Source organism: Streptomyces sp. ActVer, from assembly GCF_027270795.1.
Lineage (GTDB): Bacteria > Actinomycetota > Actinomycetes > Streptomycetales > Streptomycetaceae > Streptomyces > Streptomyces umbrinus_A.
Genome location: NZ_JAPWHT010000030.1, coordinates 1 through 19,110 on the forward strand (window position 1 = coordinate 1; position 19,110 = coordinate 19,110).

Genomic DNA, 19,110 nt, shown 5'->3' on the forward strand with positions numbered 1-19,110 from the left:
ACCCGCAGTCGAGGTAGTACGTCGGCTGCGGGTTGTGTGTGGCTGGTCGCGCAGTTCCCCGCGCCCCTAAAAGCGACTGAACCTGCCCCGTGCCTTGATCAGCGGCCGATCCCGTCGAGCTCCTCGATCTCCGCGGCCGACAGGGCCAGTTCCGCCGCCGCGATGTTGTCGCGCAGGTGGGCCCGCGACGAGGTGCCGGGGATCAGGACCGTGGTCGCGGAGCGCTGGAGCAGCCAGGCCAGAGCCACCTGCTGGGGCGAGGCGTCCAGGCGGGAGGCCACGTCGGTCAGCGTCTGCGACTGCAGCGGACTGAAGCCGCCGAGCGGGAAGAACGCGGCGAACGCGATGTTCTCCGCCGCGCACCGCTCGACGAGGGCGTCGTCCTGGCGGTTGGCCAGGTTGTAGAGGTTCTGCACCGTGACGACCGGCGCGATGGCCTGGGCCTCGGTCAGCTGCGCGTCGGAGACGGCACTGACGCCGAGATGACGGATCAGGCCTTCCTTCCGCAGGTCGGCCAGGGCGCCGAACTGGTCACTGAGCGGCTCCTCGTCCGTTCCCCCGTCGTTGGAGCCGACGCGCAGGTTCACCACGTCGAGCGCGTCCACGCCGAGGTGCTGGAGGTTCTCGTGGACCTGGGCCTTGAGGTCCTCGGGGTCCCGCGACAGGATCCAGCTGCCGTCGTCGCCGCGGCGGGCGCCGACCTTGGTGACGATGCGCAGGTCGGCGGGGTAGGGGTACAGGGCTTCCTTGATGATCTCGTTGACGACGACGGGCCCGTAGAAGTCGCTGGTGTCGATGTGGGTGATGCCCCGCTCGACGGCCTCCCGCAGGACCGCGACGGCCTCGTCCCGGTCCTTGGGCGGCCCGAAGACGTTGGGGCCCGCCAGCTGCATGGCTCCGTATCCCATGCGGGTGATCGTCAGATCGTCCGCCAGGGTCAGGGTTCCGCCGGAAACGGTGCCGTTTGCGTCCGTCATGGTGTGCCTTTCACTGCGTATCCATGGCTGTTCTGTGTCTGTTTGCGGGGAGACGGTTTCGTCTTGATCCGAGTGGACGGATTCGTCCTCCGCCGATGCCGACTCTGCGCCCGATCGACGACGGTCGGCAGTACCCCGCTGTTCCTGGTAGTGACAGGGACAGTCACCGGCGCCGGGACGGACCTACGGTTGAGTCATGGACGCAACGAACGCCCTCGGAGAGTTCCTGCGGGCCCGCCGTGCGCTGATACGGCCGGAGGACGCCGGGATCCGCCGCGGCGGTCTGCGGCGCGTACCGGGGCTGCGGCGTGAGGAGGTCGCGATGCTGGCCGGGATCAGCGCCGACTACTACCTGCGCCTGGAGCAGGGCCGCGACCGCAACCCGTCTCTCCAGGTCCTCGAAGCCCTGGCCGACGTCCTGGACCTGGACGCCCCCGCCACCGCGCATCTGATCGGCCTGACCCAGGCGCGCCCGTCCCAGACTCGTCGGCAGGGCCGCTCAGGCGACCGTGGACGCGCCGCGCAGAAGCCCGAGCCCGTGCCGCCCGGCATCCTCCAGCTCATCGACGGATGGCCGAGCAATCCCGCGTACGTCGAGAACAGGTTCACCGACGTACTCGCGGCCAACCCACTGGCGATGGCCTTGTCCCCTAGCCACTCCCCCGGCGTCAATCTCATCAGGGCCATCCTTCTCGACGAGTCCGAAAGGGAACTGCGCCGGGACTGGGAGGAACTGACCGAGGCGGGGGTCGCCGCCCTGCGGGCCAACGTCGGACCCGACGTCGACGATCCCCGCCTGGTGGAACTCGTGGGCGAACTGTCCCTACGCAGTGAGCGTTTCCGCCGTCTGTGGGGCCGTCACGACGTGCGGCCCAAGCACGCGCGCGTCATGCGGCTGCGCCATCCGAAGGTCGGCGACCTCGAACTGCAGTCCAACAAGCTGGCCATCAACGGCACCGACGGCCTGATTCTCAAGGTCTTCCACGCCGAACCGGGCAGCCGGGACGCCGAACTGCTCGCCATACTCGGGAGTCTGACGGCGACCTCCTCCGGCGAGATCCGGAAGCCGACCGGCTCCGACGAGCACCAGGCCGTCGACGAGCAGTGACGGCCGCCGCCCAGCCCCTGGTGAGGGTCTGGGCGACGGCCGGTGCGCCGGTCCGCGATCACGTCAGCCGCGGACGCCCGGTGCGACGGTCTCCTGGTCCGTACGCGACACCTCGTGGTCGTCGGCGGCGGCCCGGGGCACGCGGGACATACGGTTCGCCCGCTGGACCGGGACCAGGAGTGCGGCCAGGGCCGCGGCGAGGCAGAGCAGGGCGAGCAGGGTGAATCCGTGGGTGTAGCCGGAGGCGTACGGCAGGCCCGAGGGCTGCAGGCGGCCGGTCACCAGGACGCTGGTCACGGCGGCGCCGATGGACCCGCCGATGGTGCGGATGTTGGCGTTCATGCCGGTCGCGGCGCCGGTCTGCTCGGCCGGGACGCTGCCCACGATCAGGTTGGCCATCGAGGCGAAGGCGAGACCGATGCCGAGGCCGAAGACGCCCGACACGAAGGCGATCTGCCACTGCTCGTCGTGCCAGAGGGCGAGGAATCCGCAGGCGACCGCGCCGAGTGCGGCACCGGTAGTGAGCAGCTTCTTCGCTCCGAGCACCGGCTCCAGCCGGCCGCTGAGGATGCCCGAGACGAACATCGCGATCAGCATCGGCAGCATGAGCAGTCCGGACGCGGTGACGCTCGCGCCGAATCCGTACCCGGCGGAGCCGGGCGGCGCGACCGGGTCCTGTCCGTCGCACTGGACGGCGTACGCGCGTCCCGCTGACCCTGGTCAGTGCTCCAACTGAGCCCGGTCAGTACTCCAGCTCGGGCCGCAGGCGCAGCGGGCCGGCGACGTCGTGGAGGTGGCGCAGCACCTGGCCGTAGGAGTCGAGAAGCCCGGTCTCGTGGTACGCGATGCCGTGCCGGGCGCAGTACGTGCGCACGAGTTCCTGGGCGTGGCGCAGGCTGGGGCGCGGCATGGAGGGGAACAGGTGGTGCTCGATCTGGTAGTTGAGCCCGCCGAGCGCGAAGTCGGTGAACCGGTTGCCGCGGATGTTCCGTGAGGTCAGCACCTGCCGGCGCAGGAAGTCGATTTTGTCGTCCTTGGCGAAGATGGGCATGCCCTTGTGGTTCGGGGCGAACGAGCACCCCATGTAGAGCCCGAAGAGCCCTTGGTGCACAAGGAGGAAGACCACGGCCTGGAGCGGGGACAGGACCAGGAACAGGGCGGCGAGATAGCCGCCGAGATGCGCCGTCAGCAGGCTCGCCTCGGCGAGCCTGGTCCGCCGCGACCTCGTGGCGCCGGTGCGGTCGAACAGTGCCCGCACACCGGCCACGTGCAGGGCGAACCCCTCCAGGAGCAGCATCGGGAAGAACAGCCAGGCCTGGTGACGGGCGAGCCATGCGTACGCTCCGCTGCGTACACGGGCGTGGTCCTCGGTGAAGGCGATCGCGCCCTCGGCGATGTCGGGGTCGCGGTCGACGTGGTTGGGGTGGGAGTGGTGCCGGTTGTGCTTGGCGATCCACCAGCCGTAGCTGAGGCCGATCAGCAGATCGACGTGGAGGCGGCCGAGCAGCGTGTTGACCCGCTTGGAGGACGCGATCTGGTGGTGTCCGGCGTCGTGCCCGATGAACCCGGTCTGGGTGAACATCACCGCGAGGAAGGCGGCGGTCAGCAGTTGCCACCACGACGGCCCGATCAGGGCGAACGCGGTCCAGCCGGCGGCCAGCAGAAGCAGGTTCCCGCCGACCTTGGCGCTGTAGTAGCCCCGGCGGCGCTTCAGCAGCCCGCGCCGCTTCACCTCGCGGGACAGCGCGGCGTAGTCGCTGCCCCGGGCGCCGGGCGGGGGTTTCGTCGTCTCGGCGTGCTGGGCCGTCGGATCGGTGCCCCGGTTGATGAAATCAGTGCTCACGGCTTTCCTCTCGGGATGCGCGGGCCGGTACCACCGACGCGGGGGCAGGGCGCCGAACGCGGAAAGCCCGTACGGAAGCAGATGGACGCAGAAAGATACGGACGAATACGGAGACGGGTGCAGCACGAGACAGGCCCGCGGTGCGGGCCTGTCCGGCGAGATGTCCTCAGAGGGCGCGGACCTGGTCGGCCTGCATGCCCTTGGGGCCCTGGCTTGCGGTGAACTCCACCCGCTGGTTCTCCGCCAGGGAGCGGAAACCCTCGGTGTCGATCGCCGAGTGGTGCACGAAGACGTCGGCGCCGCCCTCATCGGAGGTGATGAAGCCGAAACCCTTCTCCGCGTTGAACCACTTCACGGTGCCTTGAGCCATGTGCTGTCTCCTTCGAGATGACGAGCCGATCAGGAAGTCGTGCGCTCGCGCGATCCCGGGCTGTTGGTCGTCAGCCGTCGAAGAAAACCCCCGAAACGACGAAACGCCCGCTGTCGGAACTCCGCGGGCGCTTCCACGTTCGCAAACTTCAACTACAACCGTTCCCTACAACGTCCGGGATGTCGGCAGCGTTCCCGGTCACGCCGGGGCCCGGTGACGCCTCGGTCCATCACCGGTCGAGTACCGGTCGAGCCCTGCACGGCCCGGTGACGCCCCGGTGGGCCGGCTCCGGGTGTGCGATGCGGCACGTGGCGGGTCCGGAGGGGAGTACGGTTGGCAGCACCGAGCGCACCTCGCATGCCGTCATCCGTTTCGGCGTCGCCCTCGGGGAACGGCACAGGCCGGCGCACCTCGGATCCGGCCGGAAATGAGCCGCACCATGGCCTCTGGCTCGTACCGTCTCGCCGCCTTCTGTATCCGTTCCCGCGCAGCGCGCTAGCGAATTTCCCGCCCACCGGAATGCCTCCGACGCGTTCCGGCATCCCGCGCACGGCCCTGAACCGATCAAGAGGATGCGGACACATGTACTCACAGGACTCGATCTCCGGCCACCGCCGCGGCCGTCCCGAACCGACTCCCGAGATGCTCGCCGGGCTGGCCTGCCTCATCTGCGGCACCGACTACCGCAACGCGCCCGACCCGGAGGCGGTGGTGGTCTCCCATCGCGACGGCAAGCAGCTGCTCGCCTGCCACGGGACGTGTGCACGCATGGCGTGCGGGTCGGTGAACGGCCTGGACGAGACACCGCTCCCGCTGACCGAGCGCGTCCGCGCGCACCGCCCCGGCGCCTCCTGACCGGAGACCGGACGGCCGCACGCAGCACGACGAGAACCACGAGAACGACCTGGCGCGAACGCCATGACACGAACGAAATGATGATGAGGAAGCGCATGAGCCTGCTGAGTCTCGGAGTACTCGCCTCCTCCCACAAGGAAAACGAGTTCCGCCTCCCCCTGCACCCGGCCCACCTCGGCCGGATCGCACCCGACGTACGCGAGAAGATCTTCCTCGAACAGGGCTACGGCGAACGGTTCGGCGTCGCGGACGATGCGCTGCGGCCGCAGGTGGCGGGCCTGCGCTCCCGCGAGCAGCTCCTCGACGAGTGCGACGTGCTGCTGCTGCCCAAGCCCATGCACGAGGACGTCGCCGCACTGCGCCAGGGCCAGGTGCTGTGGGGATGGCCGCACTGCGTGCAGGACGAGAAGATGACCCAGCTCGGCATCGACCGCCAGCTGACCCTCATCGCCTGGGAGGCCATGAACCACTGGACGTCCACGGGCGCCTTCAGTGTCCATGTGTTCCACAAGAACAACGAACTCGCGGGCTACTGCTCGGTGTTGCACGCCCTGCAGCTCGGCGGGCTGACCGGCAGCTACGGACGCCGTATGCGCGCGGTGGTCCTCAGCTTCGGTGCCACGGCGCGCGGAGCCGTCACGGGCCTGGGCGCCATGGGGGTCTCCGACGTCACGGTGCTCACCCAGCGCGCCGCGGCGGCGGTGGCCTCACCGATGCCGTCCGTCGTGATGGGCCACTTCGAGGAGCGGCCGGACGATCCCTCGCGTCTGCAGGCACTCACCGGGCTCGGCCCCGTACCGCTCGCCGAGTACCTGGCCGGCTTCGACATCATCGTCAACTGCATCCGGCAGGACACCGACGCACCGCTGACGTTCGTCACCGACGAGGAGCTCGCCCACTTCCGGCCGGGCACCTTCTTCGTCGACGTCGCCTGCGACGAGGGCATGGGCTTCACCTGGGCCCGCCCGACCACCTTCGGCGATCCGATGCCCACGGTCGGGCCGGGCTGCCACTACTACGGGGTGGACCACAGCCCGTCCCATCTGTGGAACTCGGCCACGTGGGAGATCAGTGAGGCGCTCCTCCCCTATCTCCGCAAGGTGATGAGCGGCCCGACGGCATGGGACGTCGACGCCACGATCAGCAACGCCATCGAGATCCGCGACGGCGTCGTGATGAACCCGAAGATCCTCTCGTTCCAGCACCGGGCGGCGAGCTTCCCCCACACCCGCGAGACGCCGGACCCGGTTCTCACCCCCGCGCTGCACTCCTCCGCACAGCCGGTCTGACCCACTTCCGGGAATCGGGCCCGACACACACCTGCGGTCGGCCGGTCCGGCGCGTCCCGAACCGGTCGGGGTCACTTCCCGGTCGGGAGCGTCACCGGCCGGTCGTCCCGCAGTTCCGCGAAGAGCTGCTGGGCCCGGCGGTCGTCCCACTTCACGGCGCTGCCCTTGGAGGTGGCGAAACCGGGGTCGGAGACGGGCACGTTGATCTGCCTGCCGTTGCCCGCCGAGACGCTCTGCATCGCCTGGAACAGCGACATGAGGTCCCTCAGGCCCGTGTCCTTGTCGACCACGAGCGTGTCGAGCCCCGCGCCGAGTGTCGGGAAGGACCTGGCCGGGTTGAGGAGCGTGCCCGGGGTGACCGCCTTCTTGGCGAGCGCGGTCAGGAACTTCTGCTGGTTGCGGGTGCGGCCCAGGTCGCCCTCGGCCTCCTGCTTGCGCTGCCGGACGAACGCCAGCGCCTCGGCCCCGTCGAGGGTCTGGCAGCCCTGGCGCAGATCCGCACCGGACTTCTCGTCCTTGACGGCCCGCTCCAGGCACATGTCCACTCCGCCCACCGCGTCCACCACCCCGACGAAGCCCGCGAAGCCGATCTCCGCGTAGTGGTCGATGTGCAGCCCGGTGTTGCGTTCCACGGCCCGTACGAGCAGGTCGGGGCCGCCCAGCGAGAAGGCGGCGTTCAGTTTGTTCGGCTCGGCCGAGAAGCTCTTGCCGGTGTCGGGGCGTACGTACGGCGGGACCGTCACCCAGGAGTCGCGCGGCAGGCTCATCATCGTGGTGCCGTTCGCGCCGGTGTGCAGCAGGATCATCGAGTCGGTGCGGCGGCCCTCCGCGGAGCCGGTGCGCAGACTCTTCCTGGCCTGCTCGGAGAGACCGGCGCGGCTGTCGGAGCCCACGATCAGGTAGTTGGTGCCCTCCCCCTCCGCCGGGCGGTCCGGCAGCGCACCGAGGTCGACCTCCTGGTCGAGCTTGGTGTCGGCCCACACGTACGTCCCGGCGGCGGAAGCCACCAGCGCGACGACCAGGAGGATCGCGAGCCGTGTGACCTTGCGGCGCCGGGAGGGGGGCGGCTTGGGGGACCTTCCGCCTCCCGCGTCGCCAGGCGGCCGTCGTCCGTGGCCGGTGCGGCCCGGGGTGGCGGGTGAGGGCATGCCCGGCAGCGGTGCCGTGCGCGTCGAGGGCGGGGACGCGTTCCCGCGTGCCACCCGGCCCGTGACGCCACTGGGCGGCTGTGCCGCACCACCGCTCCGGTCGTAGCCCACCGGCAGGTCGGTCCCTTCGCTCATCGGCCTGTCCAGTCCCTCACCACATGGGGTCATCTCGTCGGCACGCTCTTATACGGCGTCGGACCCTCGATCTGTTCAGCGGCCGTACCCGAACGCTTCATGCGCTGCCACTTCAGCCGGCTGCCGAGGAGCACGGCGACCACGGACTGGATGACGACGAGGTACATCAGCTGCCGGTAGACGACGAGTTGGAAAGGCATCCACCACAGGGTCCGTACGCGCTCCCCGTCGAGCTTCAACGCGTAACCGGCGCAGACCAGTTGGACGGCCATGAAGCCGAACCACACCCCGGCCGAGGTGAGCGGGTCGAGGAACAGCACGCCGTACAGGGCGAACACGTCGATGACCGGCGCGAGCAGCGGCAGGGCGACCTGGAAGAGCGCGAGGTAGGTGAGTCCGCGCCGGCCGAAGCGTCCCGCGACGCCCATCTCCCGGACGGCACCGCGGTGTTTCCACATCGACTGGATGGTGCCGAAGCACCAGCGGTAGCGCTGACGCCACAACTGCCGCAGCGAGGTGGGTACTTCGGTCCAGGCGACGGCGGACTCCTCGTAGAGCACCCGCCAGCCCGCCCGCCACAGGGCCATCGTGAGGTCGGTGTCCTCGGCGAGGGTGTCGTCGCTGACCCCGCCGACGCCGATGAGCGCGTCCCGGCGGAACGCCCCGATGGCGCCAGGGACGGTGGTCATGCACTCCAGCACCTCGAACATCCGGCGGTCGAGGTTGAAGCCGAAGCAGTACTCCAGGTGCTGCCACTTGGCGAGCAGACCCCGCCGGTTGCCGACCTTGGTGTTGCCGCTGACCGCGCCCACGGCGGGGTGTGCGAGCGGCTGGACCAGGTGGTGGATGGCGTCCGGTTCGAAGACGGTGTCGGCGTCGACCATGACCAGGATGTCGTGACTCGCGTGCCCCAGACCGGTGTTGAGGGCCGCGGCCTTGCCGCCGTTGGGCTTGCGGACCACCAGCACGCGCGGATCCCCGATGTCCTCGGCGATCTCCGCCGTACGGTCCGTCGAGCCGTCGTCGATGACGACGATCTGCAGCTCGGGGTAGTCGGAGGCGAGCAGGGAGCGGACGGTGGACTCGATCCCGGCCTCTTCGTTGTAGGCGGGCACGAGCACCGTCACCGGTTCGGTGACCTCCCGCAGCCAGGGCGCGCCGGGCCGGGAGCGTTCGAGCCGACGGACGTGCGCCCGGGCGAAGAAGACGAGCAGCACCAGTCGGAGCACCCCCAGCGCCCCCGCGATACCGAGCGTCCAGGTCATCGCGTTCGAGAACGCGCGCCCCAGGGTGGTGGCCCAGACGAGGGCGGTGCCGCGCCATCGTTCGACGGCCGAGACCGGCTCGTACGGGGTCAGCCGGAGGCCGGCCGAGACGGTGGTGAAGCGGTCGACGCCGGGGTTCTTGAGCAGCTTCTCCGTCTCCCGGTACGCGGTCGCGGTCTGGCTGAGCTGTCGGACCAGGCCCTGAGCCGGTTTCCGGGACCCCTTGTCGGCGGCGACCAGGACGTACCCCTGGGCGGCTGCGCGCCGCGCGGCCTTCCACTCGCGGCCACAGAGCGTGTCCGGCGAGGTGGTCCTCGGCATCCGCAGCAGATTGGCGCGGATGCCGGTGGTGCCCGCCAACGCGGCCTGGGTCAGGTCCAGTTCGGCGGAGAAGCGGACGGACGACGCCTCGCCGAGGGCGCCCCCGGTGTAGGTGTTCGAGCCGATCTCGTGCCCCTCGGCGCGGATGCGCCGCACGAGGTCCGGATGGCGGGCCGCCTGGGAGCCGAAGAGGAAGAAGGTGGCGCGTGCCCGGTGCTGTTTCAGCAGGTCGAGCAGGCGCGGGGTCCACACGGGGTCGGGGCCGCCGTCGAAGGTGAGCGCGACGGTGCGGGCGGGCATCGAGGCGGTCTGGATCCCGTTGCCGTTGATCCCCACCACGGGACCGCCGCCGGCCACGGCATCGGGAGCGGGTGAGGTACAGGCGGACCGCGTCGTCGCGGCGTCCACCTCGTGGTTGGTCCAGCCCTCGAAGAGCAGGGCCGCGAACATCGCGGGCAGGACGAGGATCAGTAACAGCCAGTGTGCGCGCGGGTCGCGGGACTGCTTGTGCCGAGCCTTCACGGGCCGTCGTCCCCCCTCTCGGCGGCTATGAAGTACGGCTCGCGCGTGGCGTGTTCGGCGGGCCCCCCGGGGAGGCCGGGACGCGTCCGGCCGCCTCGGGGATCCGTGTGCCGGGTCGTTCTTCTCCAGCCGTGAACGTCGGCGCGCGATGCGCGAGGGGATGTCGTCTTCCACTGCCGGATGGGGCTGGCGCTACGCATGGGGCGCGAGTCTAGTCACAGCTTTGCGACTGCACGGCCGCAACAGTGAGCCTCACAGAAAAGCGGCGAATACCTGTCACGACCGTGAGTGCGCGGCACCCGGTCCTCGTCAAAGGACAAGCGTGGCAAGCGTTTTCGGGAGGCGGCGGTGCGAGGACCGCCCTTGTCAGTGTCCGGCCTTAGCGTGACCGCGTGACATCTCTCATACATTCGTACACCTACTTACAGCCCTCGGCCGTGAGCGAGTCCACGGCCGGACGCACTGACCGTCGGACCGGGCGAGTTGGAGGTCACGACCTTCGACGGACGGTTCGTGGAGAGGCAAGTTCCGCTGCCCGAACGCTGGTTGCGGGGCCTCGCCGAGGCCCAGGTGCTCGCGGCGGGCTTCACCCTGCGTGCGGAGATCCCGGCGGCCGAGGCGTCCGCCTTCCTGCGGACGCTGCCACGACCCACCCTCCGGTCGAGTGCCCGTACGACACGCTGGGCGGTGCCCGTGGGTGGCCGCACACTTCGTCCGACGAGCAGGCCGTCGCCGGATGCCGTGTGCCTGCCCGGCCCCGAACGACTCCTGGCACTCCAGCAGGTGCTGCGACACGCGACGACCGTGCGGGTGTACGCCCCGGTCCGGGGCGCGGGGGCCATGCTGGCCCTCGCCGTCGAGTGCGCGTCGCGCTGCGGCGCCAAGGGAGGCATCGCCGAGGTCACCGCACTGGCCGACCGCAAGGGATCGAGCCAGACGGTGAAGAACGCCAGGTTGCTGCGCGACGCGTTGCGGTGAGAGGACGCCGACGCCGATAAGTCCTCCGAGTCCGACGGGTCCGACGGGTCCGACGGGTCCGACGGAGTGACGGAGTGGCGGTCCCGCCCGCGTACGGGCAGGACCGTCACTGCGGGCGGGACCTCAGCTCCGGCTACCGGGCCTGTGTCCCGCCGGACGCCAGGCTCGATGCCGAAGTCGCTGCCGGGGCCGGAGCCGGGGCGTAGCCGGTGGGCCGGGTGGTGAAGACTCCACGGCCCTGCGTCCGGCTGCGCAGCCGGGTCGCGTAGCCGAACAGCTCGGCCAGGGGCACGGTGGCGGTGATCACCGCCGTGCCCGCTCCCGTTCCCGCTCCCCCGCGCGTGGTCGAGTCGGTGACCCGTCCGCGCCGCGCGGCCAGGTCGCCGAGCACCCCGCCCACGGAGTCCTCGGGCACGGTGACCGTGACCTCGACCACCGGTTCCAGGAGGACCATCGCGCAGGCGCGCAGTGCCTCCCGGAGCGCCTGCCGTCCGGCGGTCCGGAACGCCATCTCCGAAGAGTCCTTCGAATGGGTCGCGCCGTCGGTCAGGACCACCCGCAGCCCGGTCACCGGATGACCGCCGACCGGCCCTTCACCCAGCGCGTCCCGGCAACCGGCCTCCACCGCCCGCACGTACTCCTGCGGTACGCGACCGCCGACGACGACCGACCGGAACTCGAAGCCCGTCGCACTGTCACCGGCCGTGCCGGAGGAGTCCGGCAGCGGTTCCACGTCGAGGACGACATGCGCGAACTGGCCCGCACCACCGTCCTGTTTGACGTGCCGGTGGACGTGTCCGGTGACCCCGCGTACGACCGTCTCCCGGTACGCCACCTTCGGCCGGCCGACCCGGACGTCCAGCCCGTGGGCGCGCCGGATCTTCTCCACCGCCACCTCCAGATGCAGTTCGCCCATGCCGGACAGCAGTGTCTGCCCGGTTTCGGGGTCGGTCCGGACGACCAGCGAGGGATCCTCCTCGACCAGCCGCGCCAACGCCGACACCAGACGGTCCGTGTCCGTGCGGGCACGGGCCTCGACCGCCACGGAGACGACCGGTTCGGCGGTCGTCGGCGGTTCGAGGACCAGCGGAGCCCCGGGCGCGCACAGGGTCGCACCGGCGCGGGCGGTCTTCAGCCCGACCACCGCGACGATGTCCCCGGCCACCGCCAGGTCCAACCGGTCGTGCCGGTCGGCCTGGACGCGCAGGATCCGCCCGATCCGCTCGGTGCGCGGCGCGCCGGCGTCCCACACGGTCACCGCCTCTCCCTTCCGGATCGTTCCCGAGTACACACGCAGGTAGGTCAGCCGCCCGGTGGCGGTGGCGTTCACCTTGAACGCCAGCGCCGCGAACGGCGCCGCGGGGTCGGCGGCCCGCTCCTCCTCCCCGCCGTCCCGGTCACGGACACCGCGCACGGCGGGTACGTCCAACGGCGAGGGCAGGTAGGCCACCACTGCGTCCAGCAGCGGCTCGATCCCCCGGTTGCGGTAGGCCGAGCCGCACAGCACGACCACACCGTCACCCGTACGGGTCAGGTCGCGCAGGGCGCCTTCGAGGGTCCGCGCGGAGACGGCGGACTCCGCGCAGAACTCCTCCAGCGCGCCGGGATGGAGTTCGGCAACCGCCTCTTCCAGCACTCGACGCCGCCGCCGGGCCTCGTCCACCAGCGCATCGGGGACGGGCCTCTCCTCGACCGGGTCGCGGCCGTCGGCCCAGACCAGCGCCCGCATACGCAGCAGGTCGACGACCCCGCCGAACTCGTCCTCGGCGCCGATCGGCAACTGCACCACCAGCGGGGCCGGATGCAGGCGCTGCCGGATGGACTCGACCGCCTTGTCGAGGTCGGCACCGGCCCGGTCCAGCTTGTTGACGAAGGCGATGCGCGGAACCCCGTACCGGTCGGCCTGCCGCCACACGGACTCGCTCTGCGGCTCGACCCCCGCGACCGCGTCGAACACCGCGATCGCGCCGTCCAGCACCCGCAGCGAACGCGCGACCTCGTCGGAGAAGTCGACGTGTCCCGGAGTGTCGATGAGGTTGATCCGATGTCCGTCCCAGCCACAACTCACGGCCGCGGCAAAGATGGTGATCCCCCGGTCCCGCTCCTGGGAGTCGAAGTCCGTGACGGTCGTGCCGTCATGGACCTCGCCCCGCTTGTGCGTGGTCCCGGTGACATACAGGATCCGCTCGGTGACGGTGGTCTTCCCGGCGTCCACGTGGGCGAGGATGCCCAGATTGCGGACGGCGGTCAGGGGGTTGACGGGATTTCGGTGGGGTTCGGTACGCACGGCCCGTGGCCTTTCAGGACGTTCCAGAAGGGGTCGGCGCAATTCCCGGACGAACGGGCCATGACCTACGCGTCATGGCCTGTGGGCACGCCCGAACCCGCGCGACCGCAACCGCAACCGCGAACGGATGCGCATGCTGGGCGAGTTGGGGCGAGGGACGTGCGGAAGTCAGGCGTTCGTCAGGGTCATCCGGGGCCGGCCGCGCAGCCGACACCGGACACCCGAAGACACGAGGATCACCTCGTACCGCGACGGGGGAACAACAACAGCGGTGCGGTGACGCATGGCCGGGCTCCCCTCAATCGTCACGGGTCGCGCCGCGGTGGTGTGCGGCGCGCGTTGTGGGGCGAGTCTAGGGAACGGGGTGGGGGCGGGGCATCGGGTTTTTCGACCTCGTTCCTTCCGCCTCGCGCCATGCCCCGCGGTCCAGGATCCGGACGCCGGAAGCAGGCCTGACCCAGGACACACCGTAAGCACTCTCTGACCTGGTCATGCCCGCGCCTTCGATCCAGCTCCCGTGTCGGGACTGAGCTAGGAGGTACCGGACGCGCCGGACCAGTAAGGACCGCCCGTCCGCACCGAACCGGTCCCCGACGGTCCCCTCGACCGTCGTGGGTCTGTCCGTCGCCGGTCGGTAAGGAACCTTGACGCGCGTCGGTGACGCGAGGAGATTGGCGTGACCGAGCCGATGGCGTAGCGGCAGATCCATCTCAAGGCCCCGCCGACCGGCTCCGGTTGGGGGCATCATGGCTGCCTTAACGCTCTTTCGATTGGCCGTCGGATTCGCCACGTCGATGGCGGTCGCGACCTCAACCGCGCTGGTGGGCACCGCGCAGGCGGCTCCACGCGCGGCGGCCGCGGATCCGGCGGTGATCACGGAGTGGAACGCCGTCGCGGTGCGGACGATCTTCGCGGAGGCTCAGCAGGCGCCGCCGGTGGGGCAGTTGTACCTGGGCTTCGTCTCGATCGCTGTGCACGACGCGGTGTCGGCCGTCGACGGCACATACGCACCGTACGCGAAGCAGCCGCGCGCCCACCGCCACGCCTCCCCGCAGGCCGCCGCGGCGACGGCCGCGTACGAGGTCCTCAGCCACTACTTCCCGGCGTCCGCGCAGGCGCTCGGCTCCGACTACGCCGCGTCGCTCGCGAAGATCCCCGAAGGTGTCGGCAAGACACACGGCATCCGGGCGGGGAAGGCGGCCGCCGCCACCCTCGTACGGCTGCGTACGGGCGACGGCCGCAACGCCGACGTCACGCTGAACGTGACTCCCGCGCCCGGGGTGTGGCGTCCGACACCGCCCGCGTTCGCGCCGATGGCCGTGCCCTGGCTCGGGTTCGTACGGCCGCTGCTGCTCAAGTCGCCGACCCGGATCCGGCTCCCCGGCCCCGACGCCCTGAACAGCAAGGCGTACGCGCGGGACGTCGCCGAGGTCAAGGCGATGGGCGCGGCTTCCGGCAGTGCGCGCACGCCCGCGCAGACCGAGACCGCCCTGTTCTGGAACGACAACGTGCCCCGCCAGTACCAGACCGCGTTCCGCGACCTGGCCACGCGTCGCCATCTCGACCTGGACGACAGCGCGCGGATGTTCGCCCTCCTCAACGCGACCGCCGCGGACGCGGCCATCGCCTGCTGGCGCGGCAAGTACGACCACGCGTACTGGCGTCCCGTCACGGCGATCCGGCTCGCCGACACCGACGGCAACCCGGCCACCACGCCCGACCCGGCGTGGAGCCCCCTGGTCGCGACCCCGCCCTATCCGGAGTACCCGAGCGGACACGCCTGCCTCACCGGCCCCACCACGGCCGGCCTCAGCCACCTGTTCGGGGCGCGGCACATCGACCTGACGGTGGACTCGGCCGTCACCGGCACGACCCGGCACTACACCACCGCGAAGGCGCTGAACCAGGAGACGATGAGCGCCCGGATCTGGCTGGGCTTCCACTTCCGCAGGGCGATGACCGACGGCAACCAACTGGGCCGCGCGGTGACCAGTTGGGCGGTGGGGCGCTACTTCCAGCCCGTCGGCCGGTGACCGTACGCGGACCTCGTCGTCGCCCCGCACAAGCGAGCAACCCACCCTTCTCGCGGGTCAGTTCGCCCCGTCGCCCCGCCGCTGTTCCTGGCGGGCGGGCGCGATGATGGTGGGGGCCTGGCCGGGCGGTGCGGGGCTGTCTGTTCCGAGTACTTGGCAGCGTGTCAGGCCGTGCTTGGACCACAGGGCGGCCGTCCAGGCGCAGAGCAGTGCGTCGATGAGGTCTTCGCGGTGCTTGTAGAGAGCGTCCCGCTCCGGGGAGGGCTCGGTCATGAGTTGGTGTGAGACCGGGTGGGAGGTGAGGAGCAGCGGCGGATCGGCCTCTGACAGGGCCGCGAGACGCGCGATCAGGTCGTCGCACGTGTCGGCCCGCGTCGCACGCCAACCCTGCGGCGGTCTCCGTCCAGGCCGCTTGTACCTGGGGCGTTCCTGGTCGTAGCCCAGCTCCGCGGCGCCGACCAGGGTTGTGTACGGATAGCACTCGGACATGACCAGCCCGTCGGTCGGGGGCCCGCCCCTGCCGTCGTCATAGGCCCAGCCCGACGCCTCCAGCCGTTCCCGCAGAAGAACTCCGGCCTGGTGGCGAGAGTTCTGGTTCGTGCTGTTCGCGCTCACCTTCCAACGCCCGTACCGTCGGCCGACGTCACGCTCGCACGGCCGCTGGCCGGCCGGATTGTCGACGACCAGCGGCGCGTCGACGAAGACCAGCGTCGATCCGTCGACGGCCGTCCTGGCAAGCCAGTCCATCGTCTCCTCGATCCCACGCGTCCAGCCGCAGTCGATCACCGCACCGCTACGGTCGATGGCGGCAACGCCGGTCTCGTTGGGCTTGGCGGCACGCGCTCCGCCATGCGCCCAGGCGAGGTCGATACCGATGAACCGCTCTGTCCCCATGCGTCGGTGGTACCAGACATCGACTCCGTCGCGTAGGGCGGCGGCCTCTCGCTGTCGCGTAGGGCGGCGGCCCCGGCTAGGTCATCGCCTGGTTGCTGTCCCGGTGGCTGCCCCAGCCGTGCCAGCGGTCGATCTCGATCCACGCGCTGACCCGGCGACGCTTGCGGCCCGCGTACTCGTGGCCCAGGTAGTGCGTGGACAGCCGGTCGATGTCGGCCAGGCCCTCGTCGTCACGGATCTCGGCGACACGGCCGATGATGGTCACATGGGTGTACCAGCCCGACTCGTCCAGCACCGTCAGGGTGACCCGCGGGTCGTTGCGGATGTGGTCGAGCCGTTTGCGGCCCTCGTCCATGTTGACCAGCACGCGGCCGTCGTCCCAGAGGTACCAGGTGGCCGCGGACACCGGCTGTCCGTCGGACCGGAGGGTGGCGATGACGGCTGGATTCGGCTTCCTCAGCATGGCGACCACGGCCTCGGGAAGCGGCGGCTTCGACACGGACTCTCCTTTGCGTCATGTGCGTCAGGCTTCATGTTCTGTACGGCCCCGTGCCTGTGGCCTCTGGTGTGTGACCGCTGGCGTCCGTCCGAAGCACGTCGGCTGATCCACGGGGCACACATCCACGCTGCCACATCCCGGAGCCGAACCCCCGACGCCTCCCGGGGCGCACGTGGCGGAACCGGGTCGGAAGGGGCCTCCGCCATGCCCGTATGCCCGCCCGCCGTTGTATAACGAGCCCATGATCTACCACGCTGTGGCGCTCGGTGACTGGACCGCCCGTCCCGACCAGCCGTACGCCCCCGCCTCCCTCGCGGAGGAAGGCTTCGTCCACTGCTCTCCCGACGAGAAGACCACGCTGGCCGTCGTCAACGCCTTCTACCGGGACGCGCCGAGGCCCCTGCTGGCGCTGCTCCTCGACGAGGGCCGGCTCGCCGCGAGGTGCGTATGGGAGGCGGCGGATCCCACCCCGCCGCCAGGGGTCGACGAAGGCGTTCTGTTCCCCCACGTGTTCGGCCCCCTCGACCGCGATGCCGTCGAACGCGTCCTGGAGGTCCAGTGGGACGAGGAGGGCCGGGCGACGGGTCTGAAGGACCTGAAGCGAGGGGCGTGAACTGGCGGCCTCACTCGCCCTTGAGTTCCGCGATACCGACGGGCACGCCGGTGGTGACCGACCGGACGGCGGCGAGCGCGATGGACAGTGCGGCCCGGGCGTCCTCACCGGTGGCCGAGGGGGTGCGCCCCGTACGGACGCTGTCGGCGAAGTCGGCGAGTTCGGCGACGTACGCGTCGTGGAACAGGTCCTGGTCGTAGGTGACGCAGTCGGCGGCGGCGCCGTCGGGGCCGTACGAGGTGAGATGGGTACGGCGGATGTCGCCCATGGTGAGCATTCCGGCGGAGCCGAAGACCTCGCCGCGCACGTCATAGCCGTACACGGCCTGGAAGTTGGCCTCGGCGGTGGCGAGGGCGCCGTTGTCGAAGCGGATCGTGACCACGGCGGTGTCGAGCAGGCCGCGGTCCTTGAAGTCGGGGCGGACCAGGGCGTCGGCCCAGGCGAAGACCTCGACCGGTTCGGCGCCCGGGTTGAGGAACCGCAGGGTGTCGAAGTCGTGGATGAGGGTCTCCAGGAAGATCGTCCACGGCGGGATGCCGGCCGGGTCGTTCAGCTTGGGATCCCGGGTGAGGGAGCGCAGCAGTTGGGGCGTGCCGAGGTCACCGGCGGCGATCTTGTCGTGGGCGGCGCGGAAGCCGGTGTCGTAGCGGCGGTTGAAGCCGACCTGGAGCGGCACGCCCGCGTCACGGGCCGCGACGATGGCCCGGTCGGCCTCCCCGAGGGTGACGGCCATGGGCTTCTCGCAGTAGACCGCCTTGCCCGCCCGGGCCGCGGCCACGACCAGGTCGGCGTGGGTGCGGGCCGGGGTGGAGATCACCACCGCCTCGATCCGCGGGTCGGCGAGGAGTTCGCCGATCTCGGTGTACGCCGTGGGACGGCCGAGGTGGTCCGCGAGCCGGTCCGCCAGCTGGTTCGCGGCGCCCGGCGCCGGGTCGGCGACCGCGGCGAGGCGGACACCGGGGAGGCGGCGGGCGAGCGTCTCGGCGTGGAAGGAGCCCATCCGTCCGGCACCGATGAGGCCGACGGCGAGGGGCTGGTGTGTGGTCATCCGGGTTCTCCGTACGTCTGCGGGCGGGCGGCGCCGACGGGAAGGGGCGCGTGTGGAATGCGGTGCCATGTGGAGTGCGGCGACCTCAGGGCGTGAAGGCCGAGCGGAACCCCTCCAGAGCGAGGTCGCTGTCGGTGGAAGCCCATGCCTCCATAGCGACGGTGCCCTCATAGCCGAGGTCGACGAGGGCACGCGCGACGGCCGGGTAGTTGATCTCCCCCGTCCCAGGCTCGCAGCGGCCGGGTACGTCGGCGACCTGGATCTCGCCGATCAGGCCCAGGCCGTGGGCCCGGCGGACCAGTTCGACGAGGTTCCCCTCGCCGATCTGCGCGTGGTAGAGGTCGAGGTTCATCCGCAGCCCGGGACGGTCCACGGCCGCGACCAGGGCCAGGGTGTCGGCTGCCTTGGCGAACGGCACCCCGGGGTGGTCCACGGCGGTGTTGAGGTTCTCCAGGGTGAAGGTGATCCCCGCGCTCTCGCCGAGCTCGGCGAGGCGGGTGAGTGTGCGATGGGCGGCGATCCACATCTCCCCGGTGGGCTCGCCGGTCACCGGCACCACGGGCAGGCCCTCGCCGTCCAGGCCGGTGCCGTGGAGGTTCAGCCGGGGGCAGACCAGCCGCTCGGCCGCCCGCACCGACTCCTCGGCGGTACGCAGGAGTTCGGCGGCCCCGTCCTCGTCGGTGAGGCTGCCGCGGATGTAGCCGGTCATCGAGGAGAACTCGGCCGGGGTCCGGGCCAGGGCGTCGAGATCGTGCCGGGTCCAGTCCCAGATCTCGACCTGGAATCCGGCGTCGTGAACACGCCGAGCCCGCTCGGGTATCGCCAGGTCCCGGAAGACCATCTCGGCACAGACCGCCAACGTGAACATCGCTGCTCGCCCTCTCTCGTTCGCCACGGGGCACGACCGACTAGAACGTTCTAGAAT

At 70.7% G+C, this 19,110-nt stretch carries 16 protein-coding genes and 2 pseudogenes; 7 read left to right on the forward strand and 11 right to left on the reverse strand.

What is annotated here, in order from left to right:
- Positions 1–98: 98 nt before the first annotated feature.
- Positions 99–977: an oxidoreductase gene (locus O3Q52_RS07695; RefSeq protein ID WP_269648052.1), complete on the reverse strand. Its 879-nt coding sequence runs from the start codon at positions 975–977 to the stop codon at positions 99–101.
- 196 nt (positions 978–1,173) lie between these two features.
- Between O3Q52_RS07695 and O3Q52_RS07700 the strand changes: the two genes are divergently transcribed.
- Positions 1,174–2,085 (forward strand): helix-turn-helix domain-containing protein, encoded by a 912-nt coding sequence (locus tag O3Q52_RS07700; RefSeq protein ID WP_269648053.1) that lies wholly within the window; start codon positions 1,174–1,176, stop codon positions 2,083–2,085.
- A 63-nt stretch (positions 2,086–2,148) separates the two neighbouring features.
- Here O3Q52_RS07700 and O3Q52_RS07705 read toward each other — a convergent pair.
- Positions 2,149–2,739, reverse strand: a pseudogene (locus O3Q52_RS07705) (MFS transporter); the annotation flags it as partial.
- Between O3Q52_RS07705 and O3Q52_RS07710 the strand changes: the two are divergent.
- Positions 2,690–2,821 carry a hypothetical protein gene (locus O3Q52_RS07710; protein WP_269648054.1) on the forward strand — a complete coding sequence of 44 codons (132 nt, stop codon included), beginning with the start codon at positions 2,690–2,692 and terminating at the stop codon, positions 2,819–2,821. The pseudogene O3Q52_RS07705 and the gene O3Q52_RS07710 overlap by 50 nt on opposite strands.
- 6 nt (positions 2,822–2,827) lie before the next feature.
- Here the strand turns inward: O3Q52_RS07710 and O3Q52_RS07715 are convergent, their stop codons facing one another.
- Both O3Q52_RS07715 and O3Q52_RS07720 read right to left on the reverse strand, forming a co-directional pair.
- Positions 2,828–3,928, reverse strand: coding sequence for an acyl-CoA desaturase (locus O3Q52_RS07715; protein ID WP_269648055.1), 1,101 nt, complete (start codon positions 3,926–3,928; stop codon positions 2,828–2,830).
- A gap of 166 nt (positions 3,929–4,094) precedes the next feature.
- Positions 4,095–4,298 (reverse strand): cold-shock protein, encoded by a 204-nt coding sequence (locus tag O3Q52_RS07720; protein WP_266752945.1) that lies wholly within the window; start codon positions 4,296–4,298, stop codon positions 4,095–4,097.
- Positions 4,299–4,880: 582 nt separating this feature from the next.
- Between O3Q52_RS07720 and O3Q52_RS07725 the strand changes: the two genes are divergently transcribed.
- Both O3Q52_RS07725 and O3Q52_RS07730 read left to right on the forward strand, forming a co-directional pair.
- A complete protein-coding gene (locus O3Q52_RS07725; protein WP_269648056.1) occupies positions 4,881–5,153 on the forward strand; it encodes a hypothetical protein in 273 nt (90 codons plus the stop codon).
- 95 nt (positions 5,154–5,248) lie between these two features.
- A complete protein-coding gene (locus tag O3Q52_RS07730) occupies positions 5,249–6,442 on the forward strand; it encodes a N(5)-(carboxyethyl)ornithine synthase (RefSeq protein ID WP_269648057.1) in 1,194 nt (397 codons plus the stop codon).
- Between the two features lie 71 nt (positions 6,443–6,513).
- Here the strand turns inward: O3Q52_RS07730 and O3Q52_RS07735 are convergent, their stop codons facing one another.
- Positions 6,514–7,725, reverse strand: a complete 1,212-nt coding sequence (locus tag O3Q52_RS07735; protein WP_269648058.1) for an LCP family protein — start codon at positions 7,723–7,725, stop codon at positions 6,514–6,516.
- Positions 7,726–7,754: 29 nt separating this feature from the next.
- Entirely contained in the window at positions 7,755–9,761 is a 2,007-nt protein-coding gene (locus O3Q52_RS07740) for a glycosyltransferase (protein ID WP_269648083.1), read from the reverse strand.
- Between the two features lie 534 nt (positions 9,762–10,295).
- Here O3Q52_RS07740 and O3Q52_RS07745 point away from each other — a divergent pair.
- Positions 10,296–10,673: pseudogene (locus tag O3Q52_RS07745) on the forward strand (SWIM zinc finger family protein); the annotation flags it as partial.
- 271 nt (positions 10,674–10,944) lie between these two features.
- Here O3Q52_RS07745 and fusA read toward each other — a convergent pair.
- Positions 10,945–13,098: an elongation factor G gene (fusA, locus tag O3Q52_RS07750; RefSeq protein ID WP_269648059.1), complete on the reverse strand. Its 2,154-nt coding sequence runs from the start codon at positions 13,096–13,098 to the stop codon at positions 10,945–10,947.
- Between the two features lie 770 nt (positions 13,099–13,868).
- Between fusA and O3Q52_RS07755 the strand changes: the two genes are divergently transcribed.
- Positions 13,869–15,131 (forward strand): vanadium-dependent haloperoxidase, encoded by a 1,263-nt coding sequence (locus O3Q52_RS07755; RefSeq protein ID WP_269648060.1) that lies wholly within the window; start codon positions 13,869–13,871, stop codon positions 15,129–15,131.
- Positions 15,132–15,188: 57 nt separating this feature from the next.
- On the opposite strand, the gene O3Q52_RS07760 is transcribed toward O3Q52_RS07755, so the two are convergent.
- On the reverse strand, positions 15,189–16,025 hold the full coding sequence (locus tag O3Q52_RS07760) for a DUF429 domain-containing protein (RefSeq protein ID WP_269648062.1): 837 nt from the start codon (positions 16,023–16,025) through the stop codon (positions 15,189–15,191).
- Between the two features lie 76 nt (positions 16,026–16,101).
- Positions 16,102–16,524 carry a PPOX class F420-dependent oxidoreductase gene (locus tag O3Q52_RS07765; protein WP_269648063.1) on the reverse strand — a complete coding sequence of 141 codons (423 nt, stop codon included), beginning with the start codon at positions 16,522–16,524 and terminating at the stop codon, positions 16,102–16,104.
- Positions 16,525–16,765: 241 nt separating this feature from the next.
- On the opposite strand from O3Q52_RS07765, the gene O3Q52_RS07770 reads away from it, so the two are divergent.
- Positions 16,766–17,137 carry a DUF952 domain-containing protein gene (locus tag O3Q52_RS07770; protein ID WP_269648064.1) on the forward strand — a complete coding sequence of 124 codons (372 nt, stop codon included), beginning with the start codon at positions 16,766–16,768 and terminating at the stop codon, positions 17,135–17,137.
- A gap of 10 nt (positions 17,138–17,147) precedes the next feature.
- Here O3Q52_RS07770 and O3Q52_RS07775 read toward each other — a convergent pair whose 3' ends face one another.
- A complete protein-coding gene (locus tag O3Q52_RS07775; RefSeq protein ID WP_269648065.1) occupies positions 17,148–18,185 on the reverse strand; it encodes a Gfo/Idh/MocA family oxidoreductase in 1,038 nt (345 codons plus the stop codon).
- 85 nt (positions 18,186–18,270) lie between these two features.
- On the reverse strand, positions 18,271–19,053 hold the full coding sequence (locus O3Q52_RS07780) for a TIM barrel protein (RefSeq protein ID WP_269648066.1): 783 nt from the start codon (positions 19,051–19,053) through the stop codon (positions 18,271–18,273).
- Positions 19,054–19,110: the final 57 nt, after the last annotated feature.